12 protein-coding genes are annotated in these 15,831 nt (G+C 36.6%); 5 read left to right on the forward strand and 7 right to left on the reverse strand.

Going from position 1 to position 15,831, the window contains the following annotated elements:
• The first annotated feature begins 53 nt into the window (after positions 1-53).
• Positions 54-1,748 carry a sodium:solute symporter gene (locus tag DKG80_RS03375; protein WP_109829868.1) on the forward strand — a complete coding sequence of 565 codons (1,695 nt, stop codon included), beginning with the start codon at positions 54-56 and terminating at the stop codon, positions 1,746-1,748.
• A gap of 275 nt (positions 1,749-2,023) precedes the next feature.
• Here the strand turns inward: DKG80_RS03375 and DKG80_RS03380 are convergent, their stop codons facing one another.
• The 4 genes from DKG80_RS03380 to DKG80_RS03395 all read right to left on the reverse strand — a co-directional run bounded on the left by DKG80_RS03380 (position 2,024) and on the right by DKG80_RS03395 (position 6,408).
• Entirely contained in the window at positions 2,024-2,842 is an 819-nt protein-coding gene (locus tag DKG80_RS03380) for a DNA alkylation repair protein (RefSeq protein ID WP_109829869.1), read from the reverse strand.
• A gap of 5 nt (positions 2,843-2,847) precedes the next feature.
• Entirely contained in the window at positions 2,848-3,423 is a 576-nt protein-coding gene (locus DKG80_RS03385) for an FISUMP domain-containing protein (RefSeq protein WP_109829870.1), read from the reverse strand.
• Between the two features lie 94 nt (positions 3,424-3,517).
• Entirely contained in the window at positions 3,518-5,344 is a 1,827-nt protein-coding gene (locus tag DKG80_RS03390; RefSeq protein WP_109829871.1) for a hypothetical protein, read from the reverse strand.
• Between the two features lie 251 nt (positions 5,345-5,595).
• Positions 5,596-6,408 (reverse strand): c-type cytochrome, encoded by an 813-nt coding sequence (locus DKG80_RS03395; RefSeq protein ID WP_162555658.1) that lies wholly within the window; start codon positions 6,406-6,408, stop codon positions 5,596-5,598.
• Positions 6,409-6,902: 494 nt separating this feature from the next.
• Here DKG80_RS03395 and DKG80_RS03400 point away from each other — a divergent pair, with 494 nt between their 5' ends.
• The 3 genes from DKG80_RS03400 to DKG80_RS03410 are packed head-to-tail and all read left to right on the forward strand — an operon-like array spanning position 6,903 to position 11,760.
• A complete protein-coding gene (locus DKG80_RS03400) occupies positions 6,903-9,083 on the forward strand; it encodes a glycoside hydrolase family 3 C-terminal domain-containing protein (protein ID WP_109829873.1) in 2,181 nt (726 codons plus the stop codon).
• Positions 9,084-9,105: 22 nt separating this feature from the next.
• Positions 9,106-9,981 carry a 3-keto-disaccharide hydrolase gene (locus tag DKG80_RS03405; RefSeq protein WP_109829874.1) on the forward strand — a complete coding sequence of 292 codons (876 nt, stop codon included), beginning with the start codon at positions 9,106-9,108 and terminating at the stop codon, positions 9,979-9,981.
• A gap of 12 nt (positions 9,982-9,993) precedes the next feature.
• Positions 9,994-11,760 (forward strand): DUF5060 domain-containing protein, encoded by a 1,767-nt coding sequence (locus tag DKG80_RS03410; RefSeq protein ID WP_109829875.1) that lies wholly within the window; start codon positions 9,994-9,996, stop codon positions 11,758-11,760.
• A 42-nt stretch (positions 11,761-11,802) separates the two neighbouring features.
• Here DKG80_RS03410 and DKG80_RS03415 read toward each other — a convergent pair whose 3' ends face one another.
• On the reverse strand, positions 11,803-12,228 hold the full coding sequence (locus DKG80_RS03415) for a DUF2059 domain-containing protein (protein ID WP_221409040.1): 426 nt from the start codon (positions 12,226-12,228) through the stop codon (positions 11,803-11,805).
• Between the two features lie 175 nt (positions 12,229-12,403).
• On the opposite strand from DKG80_RS03415, the gene DKG80_RS03420 reads away from it, so the two are divergent.
• Positions 12,404-12,637, forward strand: coding sequence for a hypothetical protein (locus DKG80_RS03420; RefSeq protein WP_109829876.1), 234 nt, complete (start codon positions 12,404-12,406; stop codon positions 12,635-12,637).
• A 2-nt stretch (positions 12,638-12,639) separates the two neighbouring features.
• Here DKG80_RS03420 and DKG80_RS03425 read toward each other — a convergent pair whose 3' ends face one another.
• Both DKG80_RS03425 and DKG80_RS03430 read right to left on the reverse strand, forming a co-directional pair.
• Complete coding sequence (locus tag DKG80_RS03425; protein ID WP_109829877.1) at positions 12,640-13,719, reverse strand: ARMT1-like domain-containing protein; 1,080 nt, start codon at positions 13,717-13,719, stop codon at positions 12,640-12,642.
• The gene (locus DKG80_RS03430; protein WP_109829878.1) at positions 13,719-15,662 is read right to left on the reverse strand and encodes a tetratricopeptide repeat-containing sensor histidine kinase; all 1,944 of its coding nucleotides are present in this window, start codon (positions 15,660-15,662) and stop codon (positions 13,719-13,721) included. Before DKG80_RS03430 ends, DKG80_RS03425 begins: the two co-directional genes overlap by 1 nt.
• Positions 15,663-15,831: the final 169 nt, after the last annotated feature.

Consider the following 15,831-nt stretch of genomic DNA (forward strand, 5'->3'; position numbering starts at 1 on the left):
TGGCTAGTCGTAATGGTAGGGCTAATGTTCACTTTTAGTCAGGTATTTACAGTATGAGTATATTAGATTTTATCGTACTATTCGGTACGTTGGCTCTTATCGTAGGATATGGAGTATATAAGACAAGAGGAACGCAGGACTTGTCAGATTACCTCAAGGGGGGAAGTTCAATGAAATGGGGAACCATAGGGCTATCAGTAATGGCTACCCAAGCGAGTGCAATTACATTCATTTCCACTCCAGGGTTAGCATATGAAAGTGGAATGGCTTTCGTCCAAAATTATTTCGGTTTACCAATTGCCTTGATCATTGTCAGTGTAGTATTTATTCCTATTTACTACAAGCTCAATGTTTTTACAGCCTATGAATTTCTGGAAAAGCGATTTGATAAGAAGACGAGGTTATTGGGTGCATTTTTGTTTTTAGTTCAGCGTGGCCTTGCAGCAGGAATAACTATCTACGCACCTGCTATTATACTTTCAACCATATTAGACTGGGATTTGGCATTCACGGTAGTATTAGTTGGTATGCTGGTGATCATCTATACAGTGAGCGGAGGTTCTAAGGCTGTCAGTATTACTCAAAAGCAGCAGATGACGATTATATTGATAGGTATGATTATCGCCTTTGGATATATAGTGTATTATCTCTCGCCGTTTGTTTCCTTTGGAGAGGCACTTGATATAGCAGGAGCCTCAAATAAGTTGGATACTGTTGATTTTTCACTTGATCCTGAGAAAAGATACACTGTGTGGACTGGATTGCTAGGAGGTTTATTCTTAGCACTTTCATATTTTGGTACAGACCAGTCCCAAGTACAGAGATATCTTGGAGGTAAAGACGCTACGGAAAGTAAAATGGGCTTGATGTTCAATGCCGTATTGAAAGTTCCTATGCAGTTCTTCATTTTGCTGACTGGTGCGTTGCTTTACGTTTTCTTTGTATTCTACCAGCCACCAGTTCATTTCAATTTGTCTGCAATGGATGAAGTCGCTTATCATCAAAAAGATAAATACGAAAAGATAACCAGTGAGCATGATGATTGGGCGTTTAGAAGAAAAGTATATGCTCTGGACCTGAGAGATGCACTGAATAATGGTGACGAATCTAAAGTCTCAATAGCTAAGCATAATTTAGATTCTGCAGCTAATGGTCTCAATGCTTCAAGGCAGAAAATGAAAGATTTGATCACCTCTCAGGATGAATCTGCTAAGACTAAAGATTCGGATTATGTGTTTCTTACTTTTATTCTTAAGTTTTTACCAGTGGGGTTAGTAGGATTGTTGATTGCTGTAATATTTTCGGCAGCGATGTCCTCTACTTCAGGAGAGCTCAATGCATTGGCTTCTACCATGACGGTTGATTTTTATAAGAATATTATCAAACCAGAAGGTGAAGAGTCTCATTATGTAAAGGCTTCCAAATGGTTGACTTTCGTCTGGGGGATTATTGCTATTTTCTTTGCGTTTTGGGCACACAAGTCAGAGAACCTAATTGAAATGGTTAATATTCTGGGTTCAATATTCTATGGTGTGATTTTAGGAATCTTCCTTGTCGCTTTTTTTCTAAAGCGAGTAGGGGGTAGTGCAGTATTCTTCGCGGCTGTTATTTCTCAAATAGCAGTGATCGTACTTTACAATACTACAGAGATAGGTTATTTATGGTTTAATGTAATTGGATGTCTAGGAGTCGTGGTATTAGGGGTAGTTTTCTCTGTATTTGATAATGCTAAGGCTGCAAAATCGTAAATAACCCAAAAAATCAATAATAGGCTGCTCCGCGGCGGAGGAAGGAATTGTTTAGCGTAAAAACCTTCCTCCGCAGCGGAGCAACGTTTTGTTTGGCGTAAAAATCGTCCTCCGCCGCGGAGCACACTTTTGTCATGCGTAAAAACCTTCCTCCGGAGCGGAGCGAGCTTTTGTCACCAGTAAAAACCTTCCTCCGCCGCGGAGGAAGCTAAAAAAGACTTTTTAGTTTGGAATATGTATGATCGAGAATGAAAGATCATAGCTAGAATGACAACTTATTTTTTGTCGATAGTTCTTCTAGCTCGTTTGATGATTTTTTCCGTCTCCTTTGAAGAAGAGTCTTTCTTCCATTTTTCGCATAGACTTATGACAAAATTAGCACTGGTTTTGCTAGCATCATTTAGCCAGTTTCCGACACTATCCTGAACATATTTAGAACTGTCAGACTTTAAAGGTTCCAATATTGGTAATGCTAATTCTGGGGTTTCTTTGAGTGCTTCTATGTGTTTACACCAGACACCTCTAGGTCTAGTAGATTCAGTAGTGAACCGTCTTATATTTTCGTCTCCGTCGGTAGTCCACTGACTTAAGATTTTGATTGATTCTTCCAAGTTAGTGTCAATTTCGGGTCGTAATGCCATCCAAACTACTTCCCTTACCCCGAAGTGCTTATCGGCTACTAGCTTTTGAGCTTTAATAAGCTTCTCTTCGATCGAAAACTTTTCATTTAATCCAATCAAATAGGGGGCATAGCAGCGAATAGAATCAGACGTATGAGAGCTTAACTTGTTGAATATTTCTTCGAGATCCTCAGTTTTAGAATACAGTTCGTAGAGTGATGAGCCAACGAGCTTAGTTGTATTCATTGTTGAAGGCTTTTTTTGCGCCTCAACCTCTTCAGTAATTAATTTGACCTTATCAGAACTAATACCTAAATCTGTGAAAATAGCTTTGATAAGTATCAAATGATCTATGGCCAACCACTCAGTTAGGTTTACTGTCTCTATTTTTCCGTTGTTCAGTAACTCTAAAACTTCTGCTGGAATATCTTGAGCTTTTCGAGCTCCTTTTCTTTCTAGTATCTCTTGCGTCATGTTGCTCAATCCCTTACGCACCTTACACTATTGTAGTGTGTTTCATCTACTTGATCATCTGTGATGTATTCTACACCTCTATGAATGGTGATAGTCCCTGGAGTAGAGGAAAACTTGTCATCACTTTTCCAATAGTATCCATTGACACCTATATCGATGAACTGCCCACCTTTTTCACCAAATCCAGCGGGAATTAGGTTGAGATTACTGTCGCCTCCTTCACGCAGAGTGTTAGCAGCGATCGCTTTAGTGCCAAATTTATCAATGACTAGTTTCCATTCTTTGTCGCTACTCAAGTGCCAACCCTGAGGACATATGCTTTTAGCATCCTTCCAACTATACAGTCTTCCGTAGGTATTACAGTATTCAGGGTAGTTTTTGTAGCATTTAGATTCTTCAGATTCATAGTTAAGATTGGAAGCTATCCACTCATTAGTAAGTAACACACCATCTACTTCAAATGTGAGAAGAATAGTTTCGTATTCTTGACCATCACGGTCATCATACATAATTCCCATATCTTGAGCTTGGATCTGAAACCATGCTAGAGTTGCGAAAGAAAAAGTTAATAGAGATTTCATATGCTTATTATTTTCTTGTTAGTGGTCTTACAGAATATATCATTCCTCAATACTCCTTTTCCGTTTCCGGAATTAGAATAGAAGTTTTATTGATTTAAAATTTTTGTCCGTTGTGCATTTTACCGGATTTGATAGACACCTTTTGATATTTGACACAGTGATTTCCAGATGTTTTGTGACCGTATCCATGATGTGAGTGACTGTAATGTGTGATAATTAACTTACCGTCTTCACGTCCATCCATTGTATAGTCAAACTCTTTGTAGATCGTTTCGTCAGGGTACTTTTCTTGGATCTCTTTGATTCGAAGTCCTCCAAATAGAAATGGATTTAGTGCATGATCTAAATTTGATTCTGCCATATTCTTCTCGAAGTGACTTGATATCTCTTCATCAATATGAAAAAACTCTTGGTGATCATACAAATATGAAACCTCTTTCCCACCAGCATAGCTTACTTTATTGAGAACACCTTCCATGATGTGGTCAAGAGAATAATGCTTACTCCTTCCTTCCTCTTGCAGCATTTTTTCAGGCTGGCTGTAATTGAAGTAGTCTGAAGGTGTAATGTTGTACAGGTCTTCTTCGCCATTATAGAAACCCCAAAGATCTCTAGCATGACTTTCTTTGGATGCTAATCCAAATTTCTCTTGGTAACCGAAGTCCATTGTTCTCGTTTTTGAGCCAGTTGTAATGGATAGACCATCAAGTTTAAGTCTTGAATAGAGCATGGGTAAATCTTTGCCATCTCCATTCCAGAAGTAAGAGTATTTAAAGTCTGCTGTTTGAATCTCTTTCCCATCTCTAGTGATAGATATTTTATCAAGTTTTTGACGGCCTAGCCCATCACCGATATCTGAAAAGTGTCGTTTAGAGTCGTTACTTTGGATCTCTTCTTTTGGGTGAGAATGTTTTTGTTCTGAAATAGTGAATTCAGCTCTAAAACCTCCTAAAGTGATAGATTTCAGATAGACATCTTGATAATTACTCTGACCAGTGATTTGTACATTTTCGATATTTTCAGGGAAGCAATAAGATGAGTAATGTACATCCCAAACATCAGCATCATTGATATTCATTTTTTGGAAAGCTCCATCGCTCTTATAACCCATGTCGTCATATTCGAAATAAGCATTAGCTCCTTTGGGTGAGGTTACTTTGTCTAGGTACCAGGCATTCGTGGCATGGATCTCTTGAAAATCAAAATGGATTTTATGAGACTGAAACTTATAGTCAAAGTAGTTATTTAAGTTGTATGTGGTAGATCTTGTTTTGAATTCGTATTTGTATCCTCTACTATCTACGAACTCCCAGCTGTTTGACTTTAGGAAGTATTTACCCGTCATCTTTTTAGGAGAAACGATTTCTATCTCAACATACTCTGCATCTGGTTTGTGGTCAGGAGTCAATAAAAACTTGCCTTTAGTCCCTAGAATATCAAAAAAGAAAATATCTGGATCGGAGTCTATTTCTCCCGCACAGACAGACTTGTGAAATTCGTCATTCTCGTTTTCTTCACAATCATCAAAACAAGGTTTGATATGTTCAAATGGGTAGCCTTTAGATTTGTTTTCATCAGGAAAATCACAAAGAGCAAAATCGTTTTCACCTCTTACGATTCTAGTAATCATACCTCCAGCCTGCAAATACCATCCAAGTCCTACCCAAGTAGCTTCTTCTTCCACTTTAATACCCAGAGGGTGGTAGTTTAGCTTAATTGGAACATACAGATCCTGATCAATCAAAGTTCTCATAGGAAATTGAATTTTAGGAATTCCATACTTGATCCCGGTAGGGTGATCACAATACTTGATGATCGCAGCTGCATCAAATGATGGAGGGATAGCCTTATCAATTCTGAGTTGGCTAAATGTAGAGGTGGAAAATAGAAATAATATTATAAAGGAAATATATAGTCTCATGGGCTCTTTTTGTTCTTTTTTCCGATTGCAAGGGTAAGACAAATCTAATATAAGTACAATTAGTATTTGTGGTATGATGAATTGATTGATATCTATTGCCTATTTTGTAGGAATAGTACAATTCGGTAAATAGTTAATACTTTTCCTAGTTTGCAAAAGAAAAGTATTGCCTCTAATAACCTATTCTATGAATAATGATATAGCTATTTAATAGGTTAAAACCCTTATAGTTAACGGTGTATCTAGGTTGATCAGTTTAAAAACATAGGTATAGTAGTAAACTGTTGAGTTTTACCACTTAGGTATAGTAACTCTACTTTCTCTTCAGAATCAATTTGCTGAAAAGTTAAGGTGAGTGTATGCTTTCCTTCTTTTAGTTCAGCTACTGCTTCTTGATCATGTTCCTTTATTGAAATTGAAGTCTTTTTGTCAATAGATAATTGAGCAGGAGTGGAGCCTTTTAATCGAAATATATACTTAGCCAATTCTGAGATTTCAATATTAGCTTGAAGTTGAACGACCTCATATTTTTTAGGTTTAAGAGTTTGAATTAATTCGTCTGTTTTAATTTCCTTTTGCTCCGAAGACATAACAAGAGTAGAATCAAGAACATCGAAGGATTTTAGTTCCTTAGAGTAGCCAAATCTTAGAATATCGAACTTGACCTTTGAATTCGACAGTAACTTAATATTTTCTAGTGAGTCGATCGAAAGTATCCAATCTACCATGCTTTCGATTTCTTCATTTTTGATAAGAGGATGCCCTGACATCACTCCTCCATACCAGAGTCCTCCTCCACCATTTTTAATTTTGTCGATGAGGATTGGCTTTATATTATTGTCTCCAATATATCTTTTTGAAATGTCTAAATAAGGTGGCCCTACTACTTTATCAACCACACCATGACAGTGAAGACAATCATGCGACATGATGTGCTCAACTGATGTCTTTTTAGCAATAAACCTTTCTATTTTTTTCGAGGGTTTAGGTTGGCTGCAAGATGCTACAAATAGCACAGGTAGGAATAAGAATGGTAGGATGTTGATATTGATAATTTGAGTCAATTTTTACTTGAAGTTAAAGTTATAATATGGGGTGCTTTCAAGCTTATTGCTAAAATGCATGCAAATATATCTTAGAACCTTGATTGTTCTAAAAAGTCGGTTGAATCTCTCTATTCACTGATTGCTAAAAATATTAGACATTGTTGGGGTTTTTAAACCTAGTTAATGATATGTTGTCTTAAGTATTAGTGAATCAGAAAGATATGATTCTGCACCTAAATTAAATTATAAGCTAATTTTGCAAGGCGGAAATCTGATTGGATAACTCATAGAAGACTGATAGATATCATTTGATATTAATAATATACTTATAAGTTTGTGCTCGATCATTTTGAATTCAAAATGAGAGTTTTGAGTTGAGCTAAAGAATTTAATGATGGTCAAATAATAAGATTTCAGGGGGAATTGTAAACTCGCTTTTCATATTAAGAATATACCCCCTAAGGTCTAATGTAGTCGATCTAAATTGCACGTAACATTAGTAATAAAACACGATGATAAGAATAAGCCTATTACCCCTATTTGTATTCTCATTGATATCCATTGCGAATGCACAGAGGCCTTGGTTAGACACTTCAAAACCTTATAAAGACAGAGCCACAGCTTTAGTGTCGGAGATGACATTAGAGGAAAAAATCTCACAGATGGTGGATCAGAGTATGTCCATAGAGAGGCTTAATATTCCAGAGTATAATTGGTGGAATGAGGCGTTACATGGAGTGGCTAGAAATGGTCGTGCCACTGTCTTTCCTCAAGCAATTGCGTTTGGCGCTAGCTTTGACCCCGAGCTTATAGAAAAAGTGGGAAATGCGATTTCTGATGAAGCTCGTGCAAAGTTTAATGCCTCTCTAGCGATAGGAAATAGGAATCGATATGCAGGTATTACTTTTTGGTCGCCTAATGTCAATATCTTCCGCGATGCAAGGTGGGGAAGAGGTCAGGAAACTTATGGAGAAGACCCGTTTTTGACTAGCCGTATTGGAGTGTCTTTTGTCAAAGGACTGCAAGGAAATCATGATAAGTATATAAAAGCAGCAGCTTGCGCCAAGCACTATGCAGTTCACTCTGGACCGGAAGAATTTAGACATGAATTCAATGCCATTGTCAATAAAAAGGATTTATACGAAACTTACTTGCCAGCATTTGAAGCACTAGTCAAGGAAGCTAAAGTAGAAGGTGTCATGGGAGCTTATAATAGAACCCTAGGAGAGCCATGTTGTGGTAGTCCTTTTCTACTTCAAGATATTTTAAGAGATGATTGGGGGTTTGATGGGTATATCGTTTCGGATTGTGGAGCGATTTCAGATTTTCATCGATTTCACAAAGTCACTAACTCCCCCGCAGAATCTGCTGCTCTGGCTCTGAAGTCAGGTACAGATGTCAACTGTGGTGGGGTTTACAAGGCATTGGATAAAGCAATAGAACAAGGGTTGGTTGAAGAGCAGCTGCTTGACGAAAGGTTGGTCCAACAGTATACCACACGATTCAGACTAGGTCTATTTGATCCTGCGGGTTCTAATCCCTATGATGACATCTCCACAGATGTGGTTGATTCTGACGAAAATCGTGCATTGGCTAAAGAAGTGGCTCAGAAGTCTATCGTGATGCTTAAAAATGACGGGGTACTTCCTCTAAAAAAAGATATTAGATCTATTTACATAGCTGGACCTAACGCTCATAGTGAAGAAGTTTTATTAGGAAATTACTTTGGCTTGACGTCAAGTACTCAATCAATATTGGATGGTATTGTTTCAAAAGTTTCGGTTGGTACTACCATCAATTATAAATACGGTCAACTTCCTTGGGATAAGAATATAAATCCAATTGATTGGGCAACGGGAAGTGGAGCGAAGTCAGATGCTTTGATAGCTGTGATGGGGATATCTGGTTTGCTTGAAGGAGAAGAAGGAGAAGCTATAGCATCAGATGCTAAAGGAGATCGCAACTCACTGAAACTACCTCAAAACCAAATTGATTTCGTGAAAAAGTTGAAGAAGAGGAGTAATAAGCCTTTGGTACTTGTCTTAACTGGAGGGAGCCCTATCGCAATTCCAGAGTTGTACGATATAGCAGATGCTATCTTATTTGTGTGGTATCCAGGCGAAGAAGGAGGGAACGCTGTAGCTGACGTGATATTCGGTGATGTTTCACCATCAGGAAGGCTTCCTATTACCTTTCCTAGATCTATTGACCAACTTCCTCCTTACGAAGACTATAACATGAAAGGAAGAACGTATAAGTACATGACAGAAGAGCCTCTGTTCCCATTTGGGTTTGGTTTGTCATACGCTGATTTTACATATAGTGACTTAAGCGTATCAAGAATAAGTAAAGGCAAAGCAGTTGCTAAAGTCAAGGTTAAGAATAACAGTAGTATAGCTGCTGAAGAAGTTCTTCAATTTTATATCAGTTCTCCGATAGCAGGTCAAGGTGATCCCATTTATGATTTGAAAGCTTTCAAAAGAGAGTCTTTCCAAGCAGGAGAAGAAAAAGAAGTGTCCTTTGATCTGACATTGGCTCAATTTCACCAGTTTACCGATGAAGGGCAAAAGGTAGTACGTAAAGGAAATTACCAAATTTATGTGTCAGGTTCATTACCTTCCAATAGAAGTGTGGAGCTCGGGGCAAAATCAAAGACTACAATCACAGTCAACGCTAGAAAATTGATGAAATAACCCTAATTATAGAATATAAATTATGAGAAGAATATTTGTAATAGTGCTATTGGTAATAGCGCAAAATGCATTTGCACAAAAGTCATGGACACCAATGCTGGATAAGGATCTTTCCAAATGGGAACTATTTATGGGGGTTCCTCATACTACAGTTCAAGGCCTTGATGTACCGCAAAGTGATGATATTAGAAAAGGAACACCTCTAGGATTAGGAAATGATCCTAAAAACGTATTTTCGGTAATAGAAGTGGATGGTGAAATTCAACTTTATATCACAGGGGAAATATATGGAGGTCTAACTACTCTTGCTGAGTATAGTGATTACCACTTGAAAGCTGAGTTTAAATGGGGAGAAAAGAAATGGGCTCCAAGATTGGACAAACTTAGAGATAATGGCATTCTGTATCATTGTCAAGGTAAGCATGGAGCGTTTTGGAATGTTTGGATGAAAAGTTTGGAGTTTCAGGTTCAAGAAACGGATTGCGGAGATTTTATCACACTTTTGGGTACTTTAGGAGACTTGAAGGTGAAGTATAAGCCTAAGGAAAACGGCAAAAAGTATGCTTACTTCCATCCAGACGGAGAACTAAAATCATTAAGCTGGGTTGAGCATTTAGAATATCCTGATCAGGTTGAAAAGCCTAGTTTCGAAAAACCCAATGGTGAATGGAATACTCTTGAAGTTTTGACTATTGGACAAACATCCATTCATGTAGTAAATGGCATCGTAGTGAACGCAGCTACTAATACACGAATGAAAGTCGATGGAGAAGAGTTACCTCTTTCTTCAGGAAAAATTCAACTTCAATCTGAAGGTGCTGAGTGCTACTATCGAAACATCCAAATGAAGAGCATTAAGAAGTTTCCTAAGAGCTATGTAAAGCAAGCCAAGTTATAAATCTAGCATAGTATGAAGATGAGATTAATATTTGTATTATCCTTGATTTCTCCACTACTATCATATGCTGCTGATATTTCAGGTGAATTGAAACAATGGCATACAATAACCCTTCAATTCAAAGGTCCAGAAACGAGTGAGTATGATACTCTGAATCCTTTCTTGGATTATCGATTGGACGCTACCTTTACTATGGGTGATCAGTCAATAACAGTGGCTGGGTATTATGCAGCGGATGGAGATGCTGCTGAGACAAGTGCTAGGTCCGGAAATGTTTGGGAGGTTAAGTTTGTTCCTAATCAAATAGGGGAATGGAATTACCATATTTCGTTTAAAAAAGGAAAACGAATCTCGATAGCTAAAGATGGCTCAAAAGGTGAATCAGTGTTTTTTGATGGAGAGTCGGGCAAGCTAAATATTTCTAAATCAGATAAGACTGGTAAAGACTTGAGAGCAAAAGGTAGATTAATATCTAATGGACATTATCCAATTTTTGAAGGCTCAAGGGAGGTTTTTATAAAAGGCGGAACTAATAGTCCAGAAGATTTATTGGCTTACTATGAATTTGATGGAACTCGGCAAAAACATAAGTATCCTTCACATGCTAAAGAATATGAAGAAGGTGATGTGACATGGCAAGGAGGAAAAGGTAAAAACATCATAGGGTCATTGAACTATTTATCCGGTAAAGGTGTGAATACGGTCTATTTTCTTACAATGAATGTACAGGGTGATGGTAAGAATGTATGGCCCTGGACTGAAGATTATGAGAGATATAGGTTTGATATCAGTAAGTTGGCGCAGTGGGAATTGGTGTTCGACCACATGGACAAAATCGGCCTAGTGAAACATGTTATTACTCAAGAGACAGAAAATGAGAACTTACTTGATATTGGTCATGTAGGCATTCAAAGGAAACTGTATTATAGAGAATTAGTGGCTCGGTTTGGGCATCACCTCGGTCTTATTTGGAATATGGGTGAAGAAAACGGTTATGCAAAATGGACACCTGTTGCTCAAACTAATAAGATGAGAATTAAGATGATAGAGTATTTCGATAGTATAGAGCCTTATGGAAATATAGTAGCTATTCATACTCTTCCCGGTTTGAAGGATCATGATTTTACTATGACGCCCCTGTTAGGAAATAAATCTCTTGATGCTGTGTCATTTCAGATACATCATTTGCACGATGCAGCTAAAGTTACAGCTTCTTGGGTAGAGAAATCTGAGAATAAAGGTCAGCCTTGGGCGGTTTGGATAGATGAAATTGGACCTGCTAAAGTTGGATCTTGGGATGATTCCAGACCAGAACAACAGGATACAGTTCGTAAATATGTAATGTGGGCAAATCTAATGAAAGGAGGAGCGGGGTATGAGCATTATTTCGGTTACAAACAAAAGCATTCAGATTTATCTAGTGAAGATTGGCATACGAAAGATCGACTTTGGTCGATGACAGCAGTGGCGACTAGTTTTTTTGAGAATTTACCATTGCAACAAATGAAATCTTCGGATGAATTAGTATCTGGAGATCATGTTAGCTGTTTAGCTAAGGAAGGAGATACTTATGTCGTTTATATGGATAGTTTTAAGCCCGTACAGCTTGACTTGTCCTCTGTGGTTGGGAAATATGCTATACAGTGGTATGATCCAATTGGAGGGAAGTATCTTAAAGGGTCTTTAAAAACGGTATCTGGTGGTGAAAAAGTGAATTTAGGGTTTTCTCCCAAAGGATATAATAAACAAGACTGGGCTGTTTTAGTAAAAAAGAAATAATCAAAATTGCTCAGGTTTTCATTTACCTGAGCTTTCATTCTCTTATTTACCTTCCTGTTGTTCTTGCATCTTAGCCGCTATTTTCATTCCGATTTGCATTCCCCACTGTTGACCTACTTGCATGGATTCTTGCGTAATGAAAGGCTGTTTTTCCGCGAATTTTTTTCCGAGAGGACTTTCATAGAAACTAATGATTTCTTTCAAGTCATCTTGTGTTAGGTGCTTTTGGTAAATAGGAACTAACATACCTACTAAGTCAGTCAAAGAAGTACTTTTAAATTCTTTTTCCATATCATCCCAATATTCTTGAGGAACGCTTTCGTATTGAGGTCGCATAGCTGTCATCATTTGTTGGATTACCATACTGAATGTCTTTTCAGCACCACTTACTTCTAATAGTTTAGTTAAAGAGCGTTCATAGTCTGATTCAGACTGCGCAAAAGAGTTCAGAGTAGCTATACAAGCCAATAATATTATTGGATAGTCTTTTTCATTTGGATTATAACTTTTTGTGTTTAAGTAACCTAGCGAATTTAGGGTGTTCTATGTTAAGCAGAATACTTAATTTATAGAATACGTTATACTGCTACTATTACAGTAGTCATATTTTTTTCATCTTTGTATTGAGAAAAATTATAATAAAATGGCTAGAGAGAATTATGAAAATCCAGCCCAGTATTTGCTAGATTATTTAGCGGATCTGGAGCAGGTAATAGAGAAGCATGCTCAAATCACTTATAGAAAGAAGTATCTGATATACAGAGACGGGTATTTATATACTGGAACAAATGAGTTTTCGGATGTACTGAAAGTAGTGAATGCACAAAAAGGATTATATACTTACAAGGTAAATCAAAATGCAGATTTGGAGGAATAACTTTAAATCTGTTGAATTAAACCATACTGACCATTAATAAGCCATTTCGGATCTGAAGGTATAACTCCTTCATAGCCCACAAGATGTTCTGACTTTAATGTTCGGATAGCATAGGTACTTCCATCAATATAATTCGCAGCAGATTTTGTGGATAAATTGATGGGGTATTTTCTATCGTTAAACAAACGACGATAGTTGGCATCACCCTTTACTATTGTACAATTTTTTTTTTGAAATATTTCTAGCTCTTTAGGGCAATATTTAAACCAGTTAGGGGAAGACCAAAATTCAGACTTTCTAAGTTTTAACTTTTTCATTTTGATATGATCCTGAACTTTTTGAGTAAGTTTTTGGATACTCAAACTATTAAGTAAAATCCAAAGATCGTTTTCTAAAGCATCTGATACGAAAATAGGGGATGCTTTGAAATGAATTGTGACAGGTTTGTCTTCATCCTCAATTATTTTCAAAGACAGAAGAATATCTGAAAGCAGTTCTTGCCCTGAATTGTCAAGAATAATATGAATCTCCTCTGCTCTTCTGATATCACTTATAAGATTGTATCTGTCATTTAGGATGATAATTAATTCAGAAGATTTTACTTCTGATAATTGACTTAGGTCGGCAGTATTTCCAGTTAGAGATATTTGAACTAGGTCTTCTAATGAATATTTCTTAGCTAAAAATTCATTAGAAAGCTGAATAAGACTTAGTGTCTTATTATGATCTTTTTTCAACTCTTTTGTAAATCCAAATGGATCGATAGGCAGTTCTACGGCTTGGTAAAAAGAATTTATTACTGAGAATAGATATATCTCTGCATATAAAAATGGCACTTGAATAAGTGGTTTACCTTTATATTGATCATAGAATGCCCTCCATAATTGTGGTTCTTCATGAGTTAGTTCAATTACTTCGAATGTTAGGAGGTTTTCTTTAAGTTCAGATAATTGGTTTTGAAGGTAAGGAGTGGACTCTACTTGACTGATCAAGTCATTTAATAACTTAGGATATCTTACTTTGAACGTGAAGGCAGCAAATGAATCTTTTTCCGAAATTTTCAGCAGTGGGAATTCATTCATTAAGCTTTCTCAGTATCTTCTTCTATTATATCTAACTCTACTATGAAAGTAGTACCTTTTCCTTCCTGACTTTCATGCCATATTCTCCCGTTCATTTCCTCGACGTACTTTTTTACAATTGATAGTCCTAGTCCGGTACTTTCTTCATTTCCAGTTGGTTTAGCACTCAATCTTTGGAATTTTTTGAAGATTTTAGCTTTATCTTCTTCCGTGAGCCCGGGTCCTTGATCTTTAACGGCAGCCCTTACTTTACTTCCATGTTTAGACAAATTGATATTTATTTTTTTGTCGCTTTCAGAAAATTTGATGGCATTGGATAGAAGGTTCTCTAAAACTTGATGAAGGTGAATTTGATCTCCTAATACATAAATAGGCTCCACAGGAATCTCTATTTCAAGTTCTATATTCTTGTTTTTTGCAGTGTTTTTATAACCAGTAACTACTTCTTCTGTCACCGTATTGATACATAGCTTTTCAAGCTTAATATTACTTTCATCATTATCTAAAGATTCTACATTTAGAATTTTAGAAATCATATTAAGCAGTCTGTCAGATTCACTTTTGATTAAGTTTAGTGTGTGATTTTCTGCTTCACTAAATTGATCGGCATGATCCATTTGATGAACCATTGTCAAGCCTTTGATATTGTTTATTGGAGATCGTAGGTCATGCGACAGAATCCGAATAAGATTGTTCTTTTCGTTGTTAAGGTCAATCAGTTTGTTGTTATGTCGATAAGCGTTTTCCTTTTGCTTTTGGATTTGTTCGTTCAATCGGTTTTTTTGGATGTAAGATTTATACGCCATAATGGCCATTACCAAAAATAATACTGCCGATACTGCTGCTAAGAATATTACAGTCTGCTGTCTATGAATGGTTGTCTGGTCTATCTCTGTTTGAGCTTGAAGCGTTTTTTTCTCAGATTCACTTTTTTCACTGGTGTAAGTATTGTAGATGTTGGCAATTTTTCGGGTATTTTCTTCGCTGAAAACAGAATCTTTTACACCAATATATTGCTTGAAGGTATATAAAGCATATTCAGTTTTTCCAAGTTGTTCTAAAATCTCGGCTTTGTTTTTGAGAACCAATATTTCTACACTCTTTAAATTATGTTTTCTACTTATGTCAAGAGCCATTTCAGAATACATTAAAGAGGCATCGAGATCTTCTTTTAACCTTAATGCTTTGGCAGTGTTAAAGTAATTGTCAGCAAGAGTATTGTAATGACTAAGCTTATGAATGTTTTTTAGGTTGTCTTTGAGCAGTACTAGAGCGTCATCTGGTTTTTTCATAGCCATGTATAAATCTGCTAATTCATTATTGACAATAACAATGGCTTCTAGGTCATTTGAAGCCTCTCTAAGTTTTTTAGCTTGTGTAAAATGTACATCAGCATCAGAATAGCGTTTTAAACCAGCTAGAGATCTACCTATATGTAAGTGGCAATAAGCTGTCAACTGTGAGTCTGTAAGATCTAGCGCATATTGAAGTGCTCTTTCAAAATATTCGAGTCCACCTTTGAAATCTCCTTGTATCACATAGATATTACCAATATTTAAGAGGGTATAGCTTATTTCTTTAGCGTTTTTTTCCTCTTCCGATATTTTAAGGGCATCAAAGTACAAAGTCATTGCTTTTGAATACTCACTTTTGTTACGGTGGGCTATCCCCATGAAATTCATAGCTCTAGAACAACCAGCCTTGTAATCAATTTCTTTTGCTAAATCACATCCTTTTTTGGCATAAAAAAGTGCAGAGTCAGCATCAATGTTTCTATAGTTCCAACTAAGTTCTAGAATCAAGTTGACCTCTGTAGTATCCTTTCTATCATTTAGTTTAGACTGCAAAAGGTGTATTTTTTCCTTTGGCAATTGAGCTATTAACTGCGACGGTATTAAAACTATTACCTGAAAAAGGATATATGCTATTAAAAGCTTTTTCATCACATAAAAGTAATTATACAAACGGGTAAGAGGTGGGATGAATCATTTAATAACATTCACAAAATGATAATTATCATTTACACTGCAATATAACTAATGTGTTTCTGGATAGAATCTCTACCCGTCAGAATGTTTCAAATTAACTCACGATAAAGATGATTTTATTGGT

It is taken from the genome of Reichenbachiella versicolor (assembly GCF_003171675.1).
Taxonomy (GTDB): Bacteria; Bacteroidota; Bacteroidia; order Cytophagales; family Cyclobacteriaceae; genus Reichenbachiella; species Reichenbachiella versicolor.

Bases quoted from the DNA above. Each gene is read 5' to 3' on its own strand.
- DKG80_RS03375 (WP_109829868.1), top strand. From the start codon at position 54: ATGAGTATATTAGATTTTATCGTACTATTCGGTACGTTGGCTCTTATC.
- DKG80_RS03380 (WP_109829869.1), bottom strand. From the start codon at position 2,842: ATGACGCAAGAGATACTAGAAAGAAAAGGAGCTCGAAAAGCTCAAGAT.
- DKG80_RS03385 (WP_109829870.1), bottom strand. From the start codon at position 3,423: ATGAAATCTCTATTAACTTTTTCTTTCGCAACTCTAGCATGGTTTCAG.
- DKG80_RS03390 (WP_109829871.1), bottom strand. From the start codon at position 5,344: ATGAGACTATATATTTCCTTTATAATATTATTTCTATTTTCCACCTCT.
- DKG80_RS03400 (WP_109829873.1), top strand. From the start codon at position 6,903: ATGATAAGAATAAGCCTATTACCCCTATTTGTATTCTCATTGATATCC.
- DKG80_RS03405 (WP_109829874.1), top strand. From the start codon at position 9,106: ATGAGAAGAATATTTGTAATAGTGCTATTGGTAATAGCGCAAAATGCA.
- DKG80_RS03410 (WP_109829875.1), top strand. From the start codon at position 9,994: ATGAAGATGAGATTAATATTTGTATTATCCTTGATTTCTCCACTACTA.
- DKG80_RS03420 (WP_109829876.1), top strand. From the start codon at position 12,404: ATGGCTAGAGAGAATTATGAAAATCCAGCCCAGTATTTGCTAGATTAT.
- DKG80_RS03425 (WP_109829877.1), bottom strand. From the start codon at position 13,719: ATGAATGAATTCCCACTGCTGAAAATTTCGGAAAAAGATTCATTTGCT.
- DKG80_RS03430 (WP_109829878.1), bottom strand. From the start codon at position 15,662: ATGAAAAAGCTTTTAATAGCATATATCCTTTTTCAGGTAATAGTTTTA.